This window comes from Citrobacter sp. wls829, from assembly GCF_005280825.1.
Taxonomy (GTDB): Bacteria; Pseudomonadota; Gammaproteobacteria; order Enterobacterales; family Enterobacteriaceae; genus Citrobacter; species Citrobacter gillenii.
Genome location: NZ_SZWP01000107.1, coordinates 65,791 through 81,643, shown reverse-complemented (window position 1 = coordinate 81,643; position 15,853 = coordinate 65,791). Strand labels below are relative to the sequence as shown.

The following is a 15,853-nucleotide window of genomic DNA, read 5'->3' as shown; positions in this document are numbered from 1 at the left end:
ACGCCTTTCTTTTACCGGATTGCAAGCACTACAACCGGCTCAGATAGCGATAGAATCGCCGCTGAAACCTTTCATTATGTTTCTTTTGTGAAACAGATCGGAAAACAAGAATCTTTCGTTTTATTTTTATGGCAACTTGGATCAGTATCAAATGAAACAAAACGAAAGATTGATGTCGCAGTAATCTGACCTGGAGAGGAAAGTGAAACATCTAACTAAAATGGTGGAGCAGCATAAACGGGGGAAAGCAAACGGGATTTATGCCGTTTGCTCCGCGCATCCATTGGTACTGGAATCAGCAATACGCTACGCCCATGCAAACCATACACCGTTGCTGATAGAAGCAACGTCCAATCAGGTTGACCAGTTTGGCGGCTATACCGGTATGACGCCAACCGATTTTCGCAGTTTTGTCTGTCGCCTGGCAGAATCTTTTAACTTTCCTCAGGAAATGCTAATTCTGGGTGGGGACCATCTCGGACCAAACCGTTGGCAAAACCTACCCGCAGAGCAGGCAATGGCCAATGCTGACGACCTCATTAAAAGCTACGTGGCAGCAGGATTTAAAAAAATCCACCTGGATTGCAGCATGTCCTGCCAGGGCGATCCTGTTCCATTAACGGATGCCATCGTCGCTGAACGCGCGGCACGCCTGGCGAAGGTTGCCGAAGAAACCTGTAAGGCACATTTTGGCGAGTCCGATCTGGTTTACGTGATCGGCACGGAGGTTCCGGTTCCCGGCGGTGCCCACGAAACGTTAACGGAGCTGGAAGTTACCACACCTGACGCGGCACGTGCCACGCTGGAAGCTCATCATCATGCGTTTGAAAAACAGGGTATGGACGCCATCTGGCCACGCATTATCGCGCTGGTGGTGCAACCCGGCGTTGAATTTGACCACACACATATTATTGATTATCAGCCGCAAAAAGCCGTTGCCTTAAGCAAGATGGTAGAAGCCTACGACACATTGGTCTTTGAAGCGCATTCCACCGATTATCAAACACCACAGTCACTGCGCCAGTTGGTCAAAGATCACTTTGCGATCCTGAAAGTTGGCCCAGCCCTGACCTTCGCCCTGCGTGAAGCGTTGTTCTCACTGGCCGCTATTGAAGAAGAATTACTGCCAGCAAAGGCCTGCTCAGGTCTACGCCATGTTCTGGAAAGCGTGATGCTCGATCGCCCGGAATATTGGCAGAGCCATTACCACGGAGATGGCAACGCACGTCGACTGGCACGAGGTTACAGTTACTCCGATCGGGTTCGTTACTATTGGCCAGACAGCCAGATTGATGACGCCTTCGACCGACTGGTACGCAACCTGGCAGACGAGCCAATTCCACTGCCGCTCATCAGCCAATATCTACCGTTGCAGTACGTAAAAGTGCGCGAGGGAGATCTCAACGCCACACCACGAGAACTCATCATTAACCATATTCAGGACATACTGCAGCAATACCACCGTGCCTGCCAGGGCGCATCATCCCATAACGCATAAAAAGAAAGAGAAAAACACTATGCCAAACATTGTATTAAGTCGCATTGACGAACGTTTAATTCACGGTCAGGTCGGTGTGCAGTGGGTCGGATTTGCGGGGGCAAATCTGGTTCTGGTTGCCAATGATGAGGTCGCTGAAGATCAGGTTCAGCAAAACCTGATGGAAATGGTGCTCGCAGAAGGGATTGCCGTGCGCTTCTGGTCACTGCAAAAAGTGATCGACAATATCCACCGTGCTGCCGATCGTCAGAAAATTCTGCTGGTCTGCAGAACCCCCGCAGACTTCTTACGGCTGGTTGAAGGCGGCGTTCCGGTTAACCGCATCAACGTTGGCAATATGCACTACGCCAACGGCAAGCAGCAAATCGCTAAAACCGTTTCTGTAGACGCGAACGATATTACGGCATTTAACGGGCTGAAAGCCGCCGACGTGGAATGCTTCGTTCAGGGCGTACCAACCGAACCCGCCCAGGACCTCTTTAAACTTCTCTGAGGAATTCACAATGGAAATTAGTCTGTTGCAGGCTTTTGCGTTGGGTATTCTCGCCTTTATCGCAGGCCTGGATATGTTCAACGGGTTAACGCATATGCACCGCCCGGTGGTTCTTGGACCGCTGGTCGGGCTGATACTGGGCGATCTGCATACCGGTATTTTAACCGGTGGTACGCTGGAACTGGTGTGGATGGGCCTGGCCCCACTGGCGGGTGCTCAGCCACCAAACGTCATCATCGGGACCATTGTCGGAACAACATTTGCTATTACGACCGGCGTAAAACCAGAGGTTGCCGTTGGTGTGGCTGTGCCATTCGCCGTAGCGGTTCAGATGGGGATTACCTTCCTGTTCTCCGTGATGTCGGGTGTTATGGCTCGCTGCGATCGGATGGCAGCGAATGCCGATACAGCCGGAATTGAGCGGGTGAACTATCTGGCATTACTGGCATTGGGGACGTTCTACTTCTTATGCGCCTTCCTGCCGATTTACTTTGGCGCGGAACATGCCAAAACCGCCATTGATGTGCTACCCACACGCCTGATTGACGGCCTCGGCGTCGCCGGCGGCATCATGCCAGCAATCGGTTTTGCCGTACTGCTGAAAATCATGATGAAGAACGTCTACATCCCCTATTTTATTCTGGGTTTTGTTGCCGCTGCCTGGCTCAAGCTCCCGGTACTGGCTATCGCCGCCGCCGCACTGGCAATGGCGCTGATCGATTTTCTGCGTAAATCACCTGAACCTACAGCCCCGGTAGCACAAAAAGAGGAATTCGAAGATGGAATCTAACCAAACGGCTCTGCCGAACGTTTCCGATACCGAAGATACGCTGCTTACCGGCACCAATGAAAACATCTATGAAGATCAGAACATTGGGGCGGAGCTGACAAAAAAAGACATCAACCGCGTAGCCTGGCGTTCCATGCTGCTACAGGCATCTTTTAACTACGAACGTATGCAGGCATCAGGATGGCTGTACGGTCTGTTGCCCGCACTGAAAAAGATTCACACCAATAAACGCGATCTTGCGCGTTCAATGAAAGGCCATATGGGGTTCTTTAATACCCATCCGTTTCTGGTGACGTTTGTTATTGGCATCATCCTCGCGATGGAACGCTCCAAGCAGGACGTGAACAGTATTCAAAGTACCAAGATTGCCGTAGGCGCACCGCTCGGGGGCATCGGGGATGCGATGTTCTGGTTAACGCTGCTGCCCATTTGCGGAGGGATCGGGGCCAGCCTGGCGCTACAGGGGTCTATTCTTGGCGCAGTCGTGTTTATTGTTATGTTCAACGTTGTCCATCTTGGTCTGCGTTTTGGCCTAGCACACTACGCGTATCGGATGGGCGTCGCGGCCATCCCACTGATTAAGGCCAATACCAAGAAGGTTGGGCATGCGGCATCCATCGTTGGGATGACGGTGATTGGCGCCCTGGTTGCAACTTACGTTCGCCTTAACACCACGTTGGAAATTACCGCAGGTGATGCGGTGGTAAAACTGCAGACGGATGTTATTGACAAACTGATGCCGGCTTTCCTGCCACTGGTCTACACATTAACCATGTTCTGGTTGGTTCGTCGTGGCTGGAGTCCTCTGCGTCTTATCGCCATTACTGTGGTGCTCGGCGTAGTCGGAAAATTCTGTCATTTCCTGTAAATACAAGGGGCTGTAGATGTTAGGTATTATTTTGACGGGTCATGGCGGGTTTGCCAGCGGAATGGAAAAGGCGATGAAACAGATTCTGGGGGAACAGTCTCAGTTTATCGCCATCGACTTTCCAGAAACCTCAACCACCGCCTTGCTCACTTCGCAACTTGAACAAGCGGTGAGTGAACTGGACGCTAAGGAAAATATCATTTTTCTGACTGACCTGCTGGGTGGCACTCCGTTTCGTGTCGCGTCTACCCTGGCGATGCAAAAACAAGGAAGTGAAGTGATCACCGGTACCAATCTGCAGCTTCTGCTGGAGATGGTGCTGGAGCGTGAAGGCTTGAGCAGCGAAGAATTTCGTCTACAAGCACTGGAGTGCGGGCATCGCGGCCTGACCAGCCTGGTCGATGAGCTGGGACGGTGTCGCGAGGAACACCCCGTTGAGGAAGGGATATGACACAACTGCTGCGCGCCAGACGTCTGCTGACTGAACAGGGCTGGTTGGACGATCATCAATTACGTATAGAAGAAGGCACTATCACGACGATTGAGCCTATCCCCTCTGGCGTGATGGGGCGTGATGCCGACCTGCTGTGCCCTGCTTACATCGACACCCATGTCCACGGAGGGGGGGGCGTCGATGTTATGGATGAAGCGGCAGACTCACTCGACAAGCTGGCGATGCACAAAGCACGTGAAGGGGTAGCCAGCTGGCTGCCCACTACCGTCACCGCCCCATTGCAGGATATTCACGGGGCACTGCAACGAATTGCCCATCGCTATCATTCAGGTGGCCCCGGTGCGCAAGTGCTGGGCAGCTATCTGGAGGGACCGTATTTCACGCCACAGAATAAAGGCGCGCACCCGCCTGAGTTATTTCGGGAGCTGGAACTTAACGAGCTGGATGAGCTGATTGCAATTTCCCGGCAAACTTTGCGCGTGGTGGCGCTGGCACCAGAGAAACCAGGCTCATTGCAGGCTATTCGGCACCTCAGGCAACAGGATGTCAGGGTGATGCTGGGTCATAGTGCTGCAACCTGGGAACAAACCCGAGCCGCCTTTGACGCCGGTGCAAATGGGTTAGTGCACTGCTACAACGGCATGACAGGGCTGCATCATCGGGAACCCGGTATGGTCGGCGCGGGGTTAACCGATCCGCGCGCATGGCTGGAGCTTATTGCCGACGGACACCACGTCCACCCGGCAGCCATGACGCTGTGCTGCAACTGTGCAAAAGATCGGATAGTGCTAATCACCGATGCAATGCAGGCCGCCGGTATGCCCGATGGGCGCTATACGCTGTGTGGCGAAACGGTAGATATGCGCGGCGGTATCGTACGGACCGCTTCTGGCGGTCTGGCCGGCAGTACGCTGTCCGTTGATGCGGCCGTTCGCAATATGGTCGAATTCACCGGAAGTACGCCAGAAGATGCTATCCATATGGCTTCACTGCATCCTGCTCGCTTGTTAGGTATTGATCACCAGCTAGGATCTTTAAAAACGGGCAAGCGTGCCAGCATTATTGCCCTTGATAGCGCTCTGCATTTACAACAAATCTGGATCCAGGGCCGCACGTTCCCACTCTAGACCTTTCACTGTGTATGCTATTGGCCTTCGCTTAAACACCGCAAGGCCTTTCTTTTCCTTTCGAAGTAACAAACACCATACGCTACGATTCCAAATTTAAATCTTATATATCAATAATATAATAAAACAATACTCTTGCACGATCACAATTTTCGTTTTATTTCTTTTTATTCATTTGAACTTTCAATTTCTTTTCTATACATTTAATTCAACTGATTACATGTACAAGTGAAACGAAACGAAAGATAGCGACAAGTTTGCCAGCGTCTGATGTGGAATTCACACGACTAAGGACTGAGTTATGCCAGAAACCTACACCCCTGTTCGCGCGATAACGGGCACCTGGACAGAAGAAGAAATTCGCCAGCAGCCCGCCAGCTGGATCCGCTCTCTCAGCAATATCGAAAAAATCCGATCCTCCATCGACAGTTTTCTCGCACCCTTGTTGCGTAAAAGCGATCTGCGGATCGTACTGACGGGAGCGGGAACCTCCGCGTTTATCGGTGACATTATTGCTCCATGGCTCGCCAGCCACACCGGAAAGAACATCAGCGCCATCCCGACAACCGATCTGGTCACCAATCCAATGGATTATTTGGCACCAGCGCATCCGCTGCTGTTGGTCTCTTTTGCCCGGTCGGGTAACAGCCCGGAAAGTGTTGCAGCAGTTGAGTTGGCGAATCAGTTTGTCCCTGAATGCTATCACCTCTCAATCACCTGTAACGAAGCGGGCAGCCTGTACCAAAACGCGGCCGATAGCGATAACGCGTTTGCACTGCTCATGCCTGCAGAAACGCACGATCGCGGTTTCGCGATGACCAGCAGTATCACCACTATGATGGCCAGTTGTCTGGCGGTATTTGTTCCAGAGAAAATCAACAGCCAGACATTCCGCAACGTGGCCGATCGCTGTCAGGCGATCCTGACGTCACTGGGCGATTTTAGCCACGGCGTGTTTGGTAACGAACCGTGGAAACGGATCGTTTACCTCGGCAGCGGTGGATTACAAGGTGCCGCACGTGAATCAGCGTTGAAAGTTTTGGAACTCACGGCGGGTAAACTGGCCGCATTCTATGACTCGCCAACCGGTTTTCGCCATGGTCCTAAATCACTGGTCGATAACGAAACGCTGGTCGTGGTGTTTGTCTCCAGCCATCCCTATACACGTCAGTACGATCTCGATCTGCTGGCAGAGTTACGTCGTGATCAACAGGCACTGCGCGTTGTGGCCATTGCCGCAGAGACCGATGCCATTATTGAAGCCGGTCCACATATTCTATTGCCACCTTCACGCACTTTTATCGATATGGAGCTCGCTTTCTGCTTCCTGATGTATGCCCAGGTGTTCGCACTGACGCAATCCATCAGTATCGGCAATACACCGGATACGCCTTCTGCCAGCGGTACAGTCAACCGCGTCGTTCAGGGCGTTGTTATTCATTCCTGGAACGGCTAAAAGGATCGCATCATGAGCATTATTTCTACGAAATACCTCCTGCAGGATGCCCAGGCAAAGGGCTATGCCGTACCTGCGTTTAACATCCACAATGCCGAAACGATCCAGGCTATCCTCGAAGTCTGTAATGAAATGCGATCGCCGGTGATCCTCGCCGGAACACCAGGCACCTTTAAGCATATTGCGTTAGAAGAGATCTACGCGCTATGCAACGCCTACTCCACAACCTATGACATGCCTCTGGCACTGCATCTTGACCATCACGAATCGCTGGACGATATCCGTCGTAAGGTGAACGCTGGAGTGCGTAGCGCGATGATTGACGGCAGCCACTTCCCGTTCGAAGAAAACATGAAGCTGGTGAAATCCGTTGTGGATTTTTGCCACGCCAAAGATTGCAGCGTTGAAGCTGAATTGGGTCGTCTGGGTGGCGTTGAAGATGACATGAGCGTGGATGCAGAAAGCGCTTTCCTGACAGATCCTCAGGAAGCAAAACGTTTTGTCGAACGTACTGGTGTAGACAGTCTCGCCGTCGCTATCGGCACCGCGCACGGTCTCTATACCAAAACCCCGAAAATTGATTTCCAGCGTCTGGCAGAAATTCGTGAAGTGGTCGATATCCCACTGGTATTGCATGGCGCAAGCGATGTACCTGATGAATATGTCCGCCGCACCATTGAGCTGGGGGTGTGTAAGGTCAACGTCGCCACCGAACTGAAAATCGCCTTTGCCGATGCGGTCAAAGCCTGGTTTGCAGAAAATCCACAGGGTAACGATCCCCGTTACTACATGCGTGTCGGTATGGATGCCATGAAAGAAGTGGTACGCAGTAAAATTAATGTCTGCGGATCGGCAAACAGATTAATGCCTGCCCGCGAATTATCATAACATTCATCTCTTTTTAGTGAATGATTCAAAAGCGCGGTCTGATTAACTTCAGATAGCGCTTGCATCAAATAAATCACAGCGTACAAACCCGCCAGAAACCTCCCTTCTTCGCACCAACGCGTTGCAGTTTGCCTTTCTGCTGCAACGCTTTCAGATAGCGTTCAATGGTTCGGGCTGAGATTTCACACTCATCGGCAAGGCTTTTGGCAGTTCGTGCAGGCTGACGCGACAAAATATGCAGTATGCGTTTTTCTATATCCAGTAAATCAGGCGACATTTCTTCCGACATTTCTTCCGACATTTCTTCCGATATTTCTTCCGACAGGGCTGATGATTTTCCCAACCCGTCTTGCAAAGCAGAGATAATATTTTCCAGAATAAATTCTATAAATGGCGTGCAACTACTTTGCCGATCGCACAGCCCTAACACTTGGTAATAACGCTCCTGCTGGAAGTGGATCAGCGTTTCCACCGGTAGCCACGCCAGTTCTGCTCGCCATTCACTCAGAATCAATGTCTGCCACAGCCGTCCCATCCGACCATTACCATCGGCAAAAGGATGAATAAACTCAAACTCATAATGGAAAATAGCCCCGGCTATCAGGGGATGGAGCTCGGTTGTTTTTAACCAGCCCAGTAGCTCATCTATCAAACGCGAAATTTGTGATGCCGGGGGGGCCATATGGATGAGCTTTTTTTCTCTGTAAACACCGACATTCCCGGAGCGCAACCGCCCGGGGTTATCGACCAGTCCCATCATAAGAATCTCATGGGCCCGGAGAAGATCGGATAACTGATGACTCTTCCATTCTGACATTTTTTCATATGCCAGAATCGCATTCCTGACTTCCTGTATATCTTTTGCCGGAGCCAGTATTCGCTTGCCATCCATCAGGGCAGTGACCTGATCTGCACTCAACGAATTATGCTCAATCGCTAAAGAGGCCTGAATAGTACGGATGCGGTTCTCTTTGCGCAAAAGAGGAGATGCCCTGCCAGCCACAACCGCCCAATATCCCATAAGCTCACCAATCTCAATGACCTGATTGAGTATCAATGGGGTGATGGCAAAGGGAGGTTGGTAGCCACTCACGCTTACTCTCCCTGCTGTTCCAGGGCGTACTTATACAGCGCATTCTTTTTCACGCCGTGGATTTCGGCAGCCAGTGCGGCGGCCTTTTTCAGCGGCAGTTCTGCCTGTAACAGCGCCAGCGTCCGCAAGGCATCGGCCGGGAGATCGTCGTCCTGCGCTTTATGACCCTCAACAATCAGCACCATTTCGCCTTTACGGCGGTTTTCATCTTCTTTTACCCACGCCAGCAATTCGCCGACCGGGGCGCCGTGAATGGTTTCCCAGGTTTTAGTCAACTCGCGCGCCAGCACCACATAACGCGACTCTCCCCATACGGCGACCATGTCTTCCAGGCTGTCGAGCAGACGGTGGGTGGACTCATAAAAAATCAGTGTACGAGGTTCCGCTTCAATGGCCTTCATTGCATCGCGACGGCCTTTGGATTTGGCGGGCAAAAAGCCTTCGTAGCAAAAACGGTCTGATGGCAGGCCTGCAGCACTTAATGCGGCGATGGCCGCGCAAGGACCCGGTAGCGGCACAACTCGAATACCCGCCTCACGACAGGTACGCACCAGGTGATAGCCAGGATCGTTAATCAGCGGCGTTCCGGCATCGGAAACCAGCGCGATGTTCTGGCCCTCCTTGAGCTTCGCCACCAGCATTTGGGCTTTTTGTTGCTCATTGTGATCGTGTAACGCAAACATACGGGCGCTAATCGCGAAGTGTTGTAATAATAATCCGGTATGACGGGTGTCTTCAGCGGCAATTAAATCAACGGCTTGTAAAACTTCGAGCGCTCGTTGGGTAATATCAGCCAAATTTCCGATAGGAGTAGGTACAATAAAGAGTTGGCCTTGAGAATTATCCGCCGATTCGTGTTGTTTCATTGTGTCGTCCGTATTGCCGATTTAATATTGAGCATTGCGTAAAAAATATCACTGGATACAGTATGGTACCCTCAACATTTTCTCGTATGAAAGCCGCGCGCGCTCTGCCAGTCATTCTGGCAGCATTGATTTTCGCCGGTTGTGGCACCCAGGCGCCAGACCAGAGTGCAGCCCATATGCAGGGCACAGCACAAGCTGATTCCGGCTTTTATCTGCAACAGATGCAGCAAAGCTCAGATGATAGCAAGACCAACTGGCAATTACTCGCCATTCGTGCACTGCTGAAAGAAGGTAAGAGCCAGCAGGCTGTCGATCTGTTCAACCAATTGCCGCAGAACCTGAACGATGCCCAGCGTCGTGAACAATCCCTGCTGGCCGTTGAGATCAAACTTGCGCAGAAAGATGTCGCGGGCGCGCAGGCCCTGCTGGAGAAGCTAAAACCAGCCGATTTCGATCAGAACCAACAGGCGCGTTACTGGCAGGCACAAATTGATGCCAGCCAGGGGCGTCCATCGTTAACGCTGCTGCGTGCGCTAATCGCTCAAGAGCCGCTGTTGGCCGCCAACGATAAGCAGAAAAACATCGATGCGACCTGGCAGACACTCTCGTCAATGACACCAGAGCAGGCGCAGGCGCTGGTCATCAACGCTGATGAAAATGTTCTGCAAGGCTGGCTGGATCTCCAGCGCGTCTGGTTTGATAACCGTAGCGATGCCGACATGATGAAGGCCGGCATTGCCGACTGGCAAAAACGCTATCCGCAAAACCCGGGGGCAAAATTACTGCCCACGCAGTTGGTTAACGTCCAGAGCTATAAACCAGCGTCCACCAGCAAGATAGCCCTACTACTGCCGCTGAACGGTCAGGCCGCTGTTTTTGGTCGCACTATTCAGCAGGGTTTTGAAGCAGCGAAAAACAATGGCACGCAACCAGTATCAACCCCTGTCGCCGCAGCCCCTGCAGCCGTCACGGACGCCACCACGCCCGTTGCACAACCGCAGTCCGTCGACGGCGTGGCCAGCCCTTCCCAGGCCTCGGTGAGCGATCTGACCAACGATGCGCCAGCACAGCCAGCCACACCGGTTAGCGCGCCGCAAACAGCACCAACTCAGCCAACGACGGCCAGCGCCCCGGCGAATCCTTCCGCAGAGCTGAAAATTTATGACACCTCGTCACAGCCGCTGAATCAGATCCTGGCCCAGGTGCAGCAGGATGGTGCCAGCATTGTTGTCGGCCCTCTGTTGAAGAACAATGTTGAAGAACTGATGAAGAGCAGCACACCGCTGAACGTACTGGCGCTTAATCAGCCTGAAGCCGTGCAGAACCTGGCGAATGTGTGCTACTTCGCGCTGTCACCGGAAGATGAAGCGCGCGATGCCGCACGTCACATCCGCGATCAGGGAAAACAAACCCCGCTGCTGTTAACGCCGCGTAGCGCGTTAGGCGATCGCGTGGCCAACGCCTTTGCACAGGAATGGCAAAAACTTGGCGGCGGCGTGGTGTTGCAACAGAAATTCGGCTCTACAGCAGAACTGAGAATGGGCGTCAACGGTGGTGCAGGGATTGCCCTGACGGGCAGCCCGGTCGTCTCCTCTGCGCCAGCACAGCCTGGCGTCACGATTGGTGGACTCACCATCCCGGCTCCGCCGACCGATGCGCAAATCACCGGTGGCAGCGGTCGTGTTGACGCCGTGTATATTCTGGCCACGCCGGAAGAGATCGCCTTTATTAAGCCGATGATCGCCATGCGTAACGGCAGCCAAAGCGGTGCCACGCTGTATGCCAGCTCCCGTAGCGCGCAGGGTACTGCCGGTCCTGACTTCCGCCTGGAAATGGAAGGCTTGCAGTACAGTGAAATTCCGATGCTGGCCGGCGGCAACGAACCGCTCATGCAGCAGGCGCTTAGTGCCGTGCGCAACGATTACTCGCTGGCACGCATGTACGCCATGGGCGTCGATGCGTGGTCGCTGGCTAACCACTTCACGCAAATGCGTCAGGTGCAGGGCTTTGAAATTAACGGCAACACTGGCGCATTAACCGCCACGCCGGATTGTGTGATTAACAGGAAGTTATCATGGCTCAAATACCAGCAAGGACAGATCGTCCCCGCCAGTTAACGAGTAAACAGACCGGTGACGCGTGGGAAGCCACCGCGCGTTGCTGGCTGGAGGGCAAAGGACTGCGTTTTATCGCCGCCAACGTGCGCGAACGCGGCGGCGAAATCGACCTGATAATGCGTGAAGGCAAGACCACCGTCTTTGTTGAAGTCCGTTTTCGTCGTTCCGCTCTTTTTGGCGGGGCGGCGGCGAGTGTGACCCGCAGCAAACAACAGAAATTATTACACACCGCCCGCTTGTGGCTTGCGCGCCACAATGGGAGTTTTGATACTGTGGATTGTCGGTTCGATGTGTTAGCCTTCACCGGAAATGATGTTGAGTGGTTAAAGGATGCCTTTAATGACCACTCATAATTGAAGATTTAAGGATTAGCGTGTTAGACAGAATTAAAGTCTGCTTTACAGAAAGCATTCAAACTCAGATTGCTGCGGCTGAAGCGCTCCCGGATGCGATTTCCCGTGCAGCCATGACGCTGGTTCAATCCCTGCTCAATGGCAACAAAATTCTCTGTTGTGGTAATGGGACATCCGCTGCCAACGCACAGCATTTTGCTGCCAGTATGATCAACCGTTTTGAAACAGAACGGCCCAGTTTACCTGCTATTGCACTAAATACTGATAATGTGGTCTTAACTGCGATTGCCAACGATCGCCTGCACGACGAAGTTTATGCAAAACAAGTCCGTGCGCTGGGACATGCAGGTGATGTTCTGTTGGCAATTTCTACGCGTGGCAACAGTCGCGATATCGTTAAAGCCGTTGAAGCTGCCGTCACCCGCGACATGACGATCGTCGCTCTGACCGGTTATGACGGGGGAGAGCTGGCCGGATTATTAGGGCCGCAGGATGTCGAAATCCGCATTCCCTCACACCACAGCGCACGCATTCAGGAAATGCATATGCTGACGGTGAACTGCCTTTGCGATCTTATCGATAACACGCTTTTCCCTCACCAGGATGATTAAGGAGTACACATGAAGGCATTTTCGCCGCTCGCAGTGGTTCTTTCTGCGCTGCTGTTGCAAGGCTGTGTCGCTGCCGCCGTTGTCGGAACGGCAGCTGTCGGAACGAAAGCCGCAACTGACCCTCGCAGCGTCGGCACCCAGGTAGATGATGGAACCCTGGAATTACGCGTCAGTACCGCGTTATCAAAAGATGCCCAGATCAAGAAAGAAGCGCGCATCAACGTCAGCGCCTATCAGGGTAAAGTGCTACTGGTGGGGCAGTCTCCTAACAGCGAGTTGTCTGCGCGGGCGAAACAGATTGCAATGGGTGTAGAAGGCACGACGGAAGTGTTTAACGAAGTCCGTCAGGGTCAGCCAATCGGCCTGGGTGAAGCCTCCAACGATACCTGGATCACCACCAAAGTGCGCTCCCAGCTGCTCACCAGCGATCAGGTAAAATCATCCAACGTTAAAGTGACCACCGAGAACGGGGAAGTCTTCCTGCTGGGTCTGGTTACCGACCGTGAAGCGAAGGCTGCGGCGGATATCGCCAGCCGGGTCAGCGGCGTGAAACGCGTCACGACCGCGTTTACATTTATTAAGTAATACTGCTACAGATGCCGGATGGCGACGCCTGGGCGTCTTATCCGGCCTACAGGACTTCATCGTTTGTAGGCCGAATAAGCGTCAGCGCCATCCGGCATTTTATTTAGCCCTTTCGCGCAGCTCGGACGAGGTCAGGATCGAAACCCCTTCATGTCCTGGCGCAAGTGCCTCCACCAGCATTGCCCGTGCGACATCACGTGCCTCAATAGATTTCCAGTTCCCCGGTAGCAGCTTGAATAATGGCGCAAAGAGCTTTTCATTCGCTCGATGTTGTTCCCTGTCACCCAGCAACATCGAAGGCCGTACAATCGTCAGCCGGGGCCATTTCTGCGCAATCAGCGCCTCTTCCATCTCACCTTTAACCCGATTGTAGAAAAATGGCGAGTGCGCATTGGCCCCCATCGAACTCACTACCAGCATATGCTGAGCCCCCAGACGACGCCCCGTCAGGGCGGTATCTACCACCAGCGTATAATCAGCGTGGATAAAGGCCTCTTTACTGCCCGCTTCACGTCGGGTGGTTCCCAGACAGCAAAAAACAATGTCGACCGGATCGGTGACCTGTGCCAGCGCATCGGTCAACTGCGGATCGTGAGGGTTAAAGACGCCAACCGTATCGGCGAGCGGGCGGCGCGTTGGAGCCGTAATCGCATGGACCCGGGGCTCGTTCAGTAGCATCCGCAATAAATGTCCGCCCACCAGACCCGTGGCTCCGGTTATTAACACCTGGCTCATCGCTTATCCTTTCCCTTCAATCATTCCTCTAACTATAGATCACGTAGCCAGAGCAGCTTTTTACCAAAGCCCAGCGTGTTGTCAGTGAACTTGATTTCATCAAGACGAATCTCCCACACGGGTGCAGACAGCATTCTGGCGACGGGGAAGCGACGATTATACGCTTTACGCGCGTCGTCGCTCTCCTGCCCCTCCAGACGCCTGATTTCGCCTTTAAACTGGACGCCACGGATCAGCGCGACCGTTTTAGGTTGACCGTTTACCGTCCCGGCAACGGACGCGCATTGGCCGGACATCTGGGCATGGCGAGTTTTATCTTCGGTGAGCACATAGAAGGCAACCTTCTGCGCATCAAACAGATAAAACGCATTGGCGCACCACAGTTCACCGTCATGATGCACACACCAGGTCACGACGTGCTGTTTTGCCAGCCAGCGCGTCACCGCAGTCAGTGTTTCCATTTCTGTTCTCTTTTATACTGTAGGCCTGAAAATTATCACGTCGATGGTGACAATGACACCCTGGTATCTGTACCTGATCCGTACCGCAGACAACGCCCTGTACACCGGAATAACCACCGATGTGCAGCGCCGCTATAAGCAACATCAAAGCGGAAAAGGCGCGAAAGCCTTGCGTGGGAAGGGAGAGTTAACTCTGGCATTTGCCGCGCAGGTCGGCGATCGTTCGCTGGCCCTGCGTCTGGAATATCGAGTCAAGCAGCTCACAAAGCGTCAGAAAGAACGCCTTGTAGAAGGTGAAGGGCTTGAGGCATTGCTGAGTAGCCTACAAGCCCCGGTGCTTAAAAGCGATTGAAGTGCTCGTGGTATTCCACCAGACCAGACACGCCCTCCAGCGCATCTTCTGCCAGGCGATGCACCTGGAACGCGCTTTCGGTGCCCGGCCAGCGGCAGTGTAGATCGTGGTGGGCTGCCAGCTCAAAGCCAAAGCGACTGTACAGTGCCGGATCGCCCAGCGTGACCACCGCGGCGTACCCAAACTCGTTCAGTGAATCCAGTCCCTCATAGACCAGCTGACGCGCCAGGCCCTGCCCACGGTAGTTTTCATCTACCGCTAACGGAGCCATACCGACCCATTGCAGATCTTCACCTTGCACATCAACAGGACTGAACGCGACGTAGCCGACCACCTGACCTTCGTCGTCGGTGGCAACCAGACCCAGCGTCAGAAAACCGTCTTCACGCAGGTCGTGCACTAACTTCGCTTCCGCATCGCTTTCAAAGGAACGACGCAGCAGCGCATCAATACCTGGGGCATCAATGGGAATTTCAACTCGAATCAGCATGGTTCACCTACCGAGGTCTGTTTGGTTTCTGGCGAATGTTTCATACCCGCCTCAACAAAGTCCGCCAGTTGCAGCAGCATAACGCGTAATGCTTTCGGCATCTGCTCCAGTTCAATGGCGTCCATCAGATTTTTCACATATAGCCCTAATTCTGTATCGCCTTCAATCACCAGGCGACGCTGGAAGAAAAGCGTATCCGGATCCTGCTTACGCGCCGCAATCATCAATAAATCACTGGCGTCTGCGCTAAAACTCACATCAGCGTCTGCGTTCTGACTGACGATAAGTTTGTCGTTCTCAACAGAGGTATACCATCTAAGGCCAATATCACGAACATTTATGCTCAACCAGCGACCGTCGAGAAACTCCAGTTCCCCGTCGGCCAGCGCCTGGCGAAATTGCCAGCTCAGAACCTGTTCCAGTACCTGGCGCTTGAGCGTAAAGGGCGTCAGTTTAACCGGTACACTCATCAGAGAAGGACCAAAATGTACTAAGCGTGAACGCAGTTTATCCAACACGAGCTTTACTCCCTGTTTCTATAGTCCGGCTATTTTGCCATATCAAATAAACGACATAGCGGCATAAATCAACAATTCGATACGAAATTGTTACCTCT

The 15,853-nt window shown here is 53.0% G+C and carries 19 protein-coding genes; 13 read left to right on the top strand and 6 right to left on the bottom strand.

The features are described from left to right. Nucleotides 1-202: 202 nt before the first annotated feature. From kbaZ to kbaY, 8 genes are all read left to right on the top strand, one after another. On the top strand, nucleotides 203-1,498 hold the full coding sequence (gene kbaZ / locus FDW88_RS22185; protein WP_137363372.1) for a tagatose-bisphosphate aldolase subunit KbaZ: 1,296 nt from the start codon (nucleotides 203-205) through the stop codon (nucleotides 1,496-1,498). A gap of 19 nt (nucleotides 1,499-1,517) precedes the next feature. Then, nucleotides 1,518-1,991: a PTS N-acetylgalactosamine transporter subunit IIB gene (gene agaV / locus FDW88_RS22180; RefSeq protein ID WP_117342721.1), complete on the top strand. Its 474-nt coding sequence runs from the start codon at nucleotides 1,518-1,520 to the stop codon at nucleotides 1,989-1,991. Nucleotides 1,992-2,001: 10 nt separating this feature from the next. Continuing rightward, on the top strand, nucleotides 2,002-2,781 hold the full coding sequence (gene agaW, locus FDW88_RS22175; RefSeq protein ID WP_115257415.1) for a PTS N-acetylgalactosamine transporter subunit IIC: 780 nt from the start codon (nucleotides 2,002-2,004) through the stop codon (nucleotides 2,779-2,781). Next, nucleotides 2,771-3,649, top strand: a complete 879-nt coding sequence (gene agaE, locus FDW88_RS22170; RefSeq protein ID WP_115257414.1) for a PTS N-acetylgalactosamine transporter subunit IID — start codon at nucleotides 2,771-2,773, stop codon at nucleotides 3,647-3,649. Before agaW ends, agaE begins: the two co-directional genes overlap by 11 nt. A 16-nt stretch (nucleotides 3,650-3,665) precedes the next feature. Next, nucleotides 3,666-4,100 carry a PTS galactosamine/N-acetylgalactosamine transporter subunit IIA gene (gene agaF, locus FDW88_RS22165; protein WP_115257413.1) on the top strand — a complete coding sequence of 145 codons (435 nt, stop codon included), beginning with the start codon at nucleotides 3,666-3,668 and terminating at the stop codon, nucleotides 4,098-4,100. Further along, nucleotides 4,097-5,230, top strand: coding sequence for an N-acetylglucosamine-6-phosphate deacetylase (gene nagA, locus FDW88_RS22160; RefSeq protein ID WP_115257412.1), 1,134 nt, complete (start codon nucleotides 4,097-4,099; stop codon nucleotides 5,228-5,230). The genes agaF and nagA overlap by 4 nt, the downstream gene beginning before the upstream one ends. A gap of 301 nt (nucleotides 5,231-5,531) precedes the next feature. Beyond that, nucleotides 5,532-6,686 (top strand): AgaS family sugar isomerase, encoded by a 1,155-nt coding sequence (locus tag FDW88_RS22155; RefSeq protein ID WP_117342723.1) that lies wholly within the window; start codon nucleotides 5,532-5,534, stop codon nucleotides 6,684-6,686. A 12-nt stretch (nucleotides 6,687-6,698) separates the two neighbouring features. Further along, nucleotides 6,699-7,574: a tagatose-bisphosphate aldolase subunit KbaY gene (gene kbaY, locus FDW88_RS22150; protein WP_137363371.1), complete on the top strand. Its 876-nt coding sequence runs from the start codon at nucleotides 6,699-6,701 to the stop codon at nucleotides 7,572-7,574. A 73-nt stretch (nucleotides 7,575-7,647) separates the two neighbouring features. Here kbaY and FDW88_RS22145 read toward each other — a convergent pair whose 3' ends face one another. Beyond that, a complete protein-coding gene (locus FDW88_RS22145; RefSeq protein WP_137363370.1) occupies nucleotides 7,648-8,667 on the bottom strand; it encodes a Fic family protein in 1,020 nt (339 codons plus the stop codon). A 2-nt stretch (nucleotides 8,668-8,669) separates the two neighbouring features. Next, the gene (rsmI, locus tag FDW88_RS22140; protein WP_115257408.1) at nucleotides 8,670-9,533 is read right to left on the bottom strand and encodes a 16S rRNA (cytidine(1402)-2'-O)-methyltransferase; all 864 of its coding nucleotides are present in this window, start codon (nucleotides 9,531-9,533) and stop codon (nucleotides 8,670-8,672) included. A 62-nt stretch (nucleotides 9,534-9,595) separates the two neighbouring features. Between rsmI and FDW88_RS22135 the strand changes: the two genes are divergently transcribed. From FDW88_RS22135 to dolP, 4 genes are read left to right on the top strand one after another with little or no spacing between them, the layout of a single operon-like run. After that, entirely contained in the window at nucleotides 9,596-11,650 is a 2,055-nt protein-coding gene (locus FDW88_RS22135; protein ID WP_137363369.1) for a penicillin-binding protein activator, read from the top strand. Continuing rightward, the gene (locus FDW88_RS22130) at nucleotides 11,608-12,003 is read left to right on the top strand and encodes a YraN family protein (protein WP_137363368.1); all 396 of its coding nucleotides are present in this window, start codon (nucleotides 11,608-11,610) and stop codon (nucleotides 12,001-12,003) included. Before FDW88_RS22135 ends, FDW88_RS22130 begins: the two co-directional genes overlap by 43 nt. A gap of 20 nt (nucleotides 12,004-12,023) precedes the next feature. Continuing rightward, nucleotides 12,024-12,614: a DnaA initiator-associating protein DiaA gene (gene diaA / locus FDW88_RS22125; protein ID WP_048213380.1), complete on the top strand. Its 591-nt coding sequence runs from the start codon at nucleotides 12,024-12,026 to the stop codon at nucleotides 12,612-12,614. A 9-nt stretch (nucleotides 12,615-12,623) separates the two neighbouring features. Further along, nucleotides 12,624-13,199, top strand: coding sequence for a division/outer membrane stress-associated lipid-binding lipoprotein (gene dolP, locus FDW88_RS22120; protein WP_115257406.1), 576 nt, complete (start codon nucleotides 12,624-12,626; stop codon nucleotides 13,197-13,199). Nucleotides 13,200-13,298: 99 nt separating this feature from the next. Here dolP and FDW88_RS22115 read toward each other — a convergent pair whose 3' ends face one another. Together FDW88_RS22115 and FDW88_RS22110 are read right to left on the bottom strand one after the other, a co-directional pair. Beyond that, a complete protein-coding gene (locus tag FDW88_RS22115; RefSeq protein ID WP_115257405.1) occupies nucleotides 13,299-13,934 on the bottom strand; it encodes an NAD(P)H-binding protein in 636 nt (211 codons plus the stop codon). Nucleotides 13,935-13,966: 32 nt separating this feature from the next. Next, nucleotides 13,967-14,395, bottom strand: coding sequence for a YhbP family protein (locus FDW88_RS22110; RefSeq protein WP_137363367.1), 429 nt, complete (start codon nucleotides 14,393-14,395; stop codon nucleotides 13,967-13,969). Nucleotides 14,396-14,447: 52 nt separating this feature from the next. Here FDW88_RS22110 and FDW88_RS22105 point away from each other — a divergent pair, with 52 nt between their 5' ends. Continuing rightward, nucleotides 14,448-14,747, top strand: coding sequence for a GIY-YIG nuclease family protein (locus FDW88_RS22105; RefSeq protein WP_115257403.1), 300 nt, complete (start codon nucleotides 14,448-14,450; stop codon nucleotides 14,745-14,747). On the opposite strand, the gene FDW88_RS22100 is transcribed toward FDW88_RS22105, so the two are convergent. Both FDW88_RS22100 and FDW88_RS22095 read right to left on the bottom strand, forming a co-directional pair. Then, on the bottom strand, nucleotides 14,734-15,237 hold the full coding sequence (locus FDW88_RS22100) for a GNAT family N-acetyltransferase (protein ID WP_115257402.1): 504 nt from the start codon (nucleotides 15,235-15,237) through the stop codon (nucleotides 14,734-14,736). The two genes, FDW88_RS22105 and FDW88_RS22100, sit on opposite strands and share 14 nt — an antisense overlap. Beyond that, nucleotides 15,231-15,755, bottom strand: coding sequence for an SCP2 domain-containing protein (locus FDW88_RS22095; protein WP_137363366.1), 525 nt, complete (start codon nucleotides 15,753-15,755; stop codon nucleotides 15,231-15,233). Before FDW88_RS22095 ends, FDW88_RS22100 begins: the two co-directional genes overlap by 7 nt. Nucleotides 15,756-15,853: the final 98 nt, after the last annotated feature.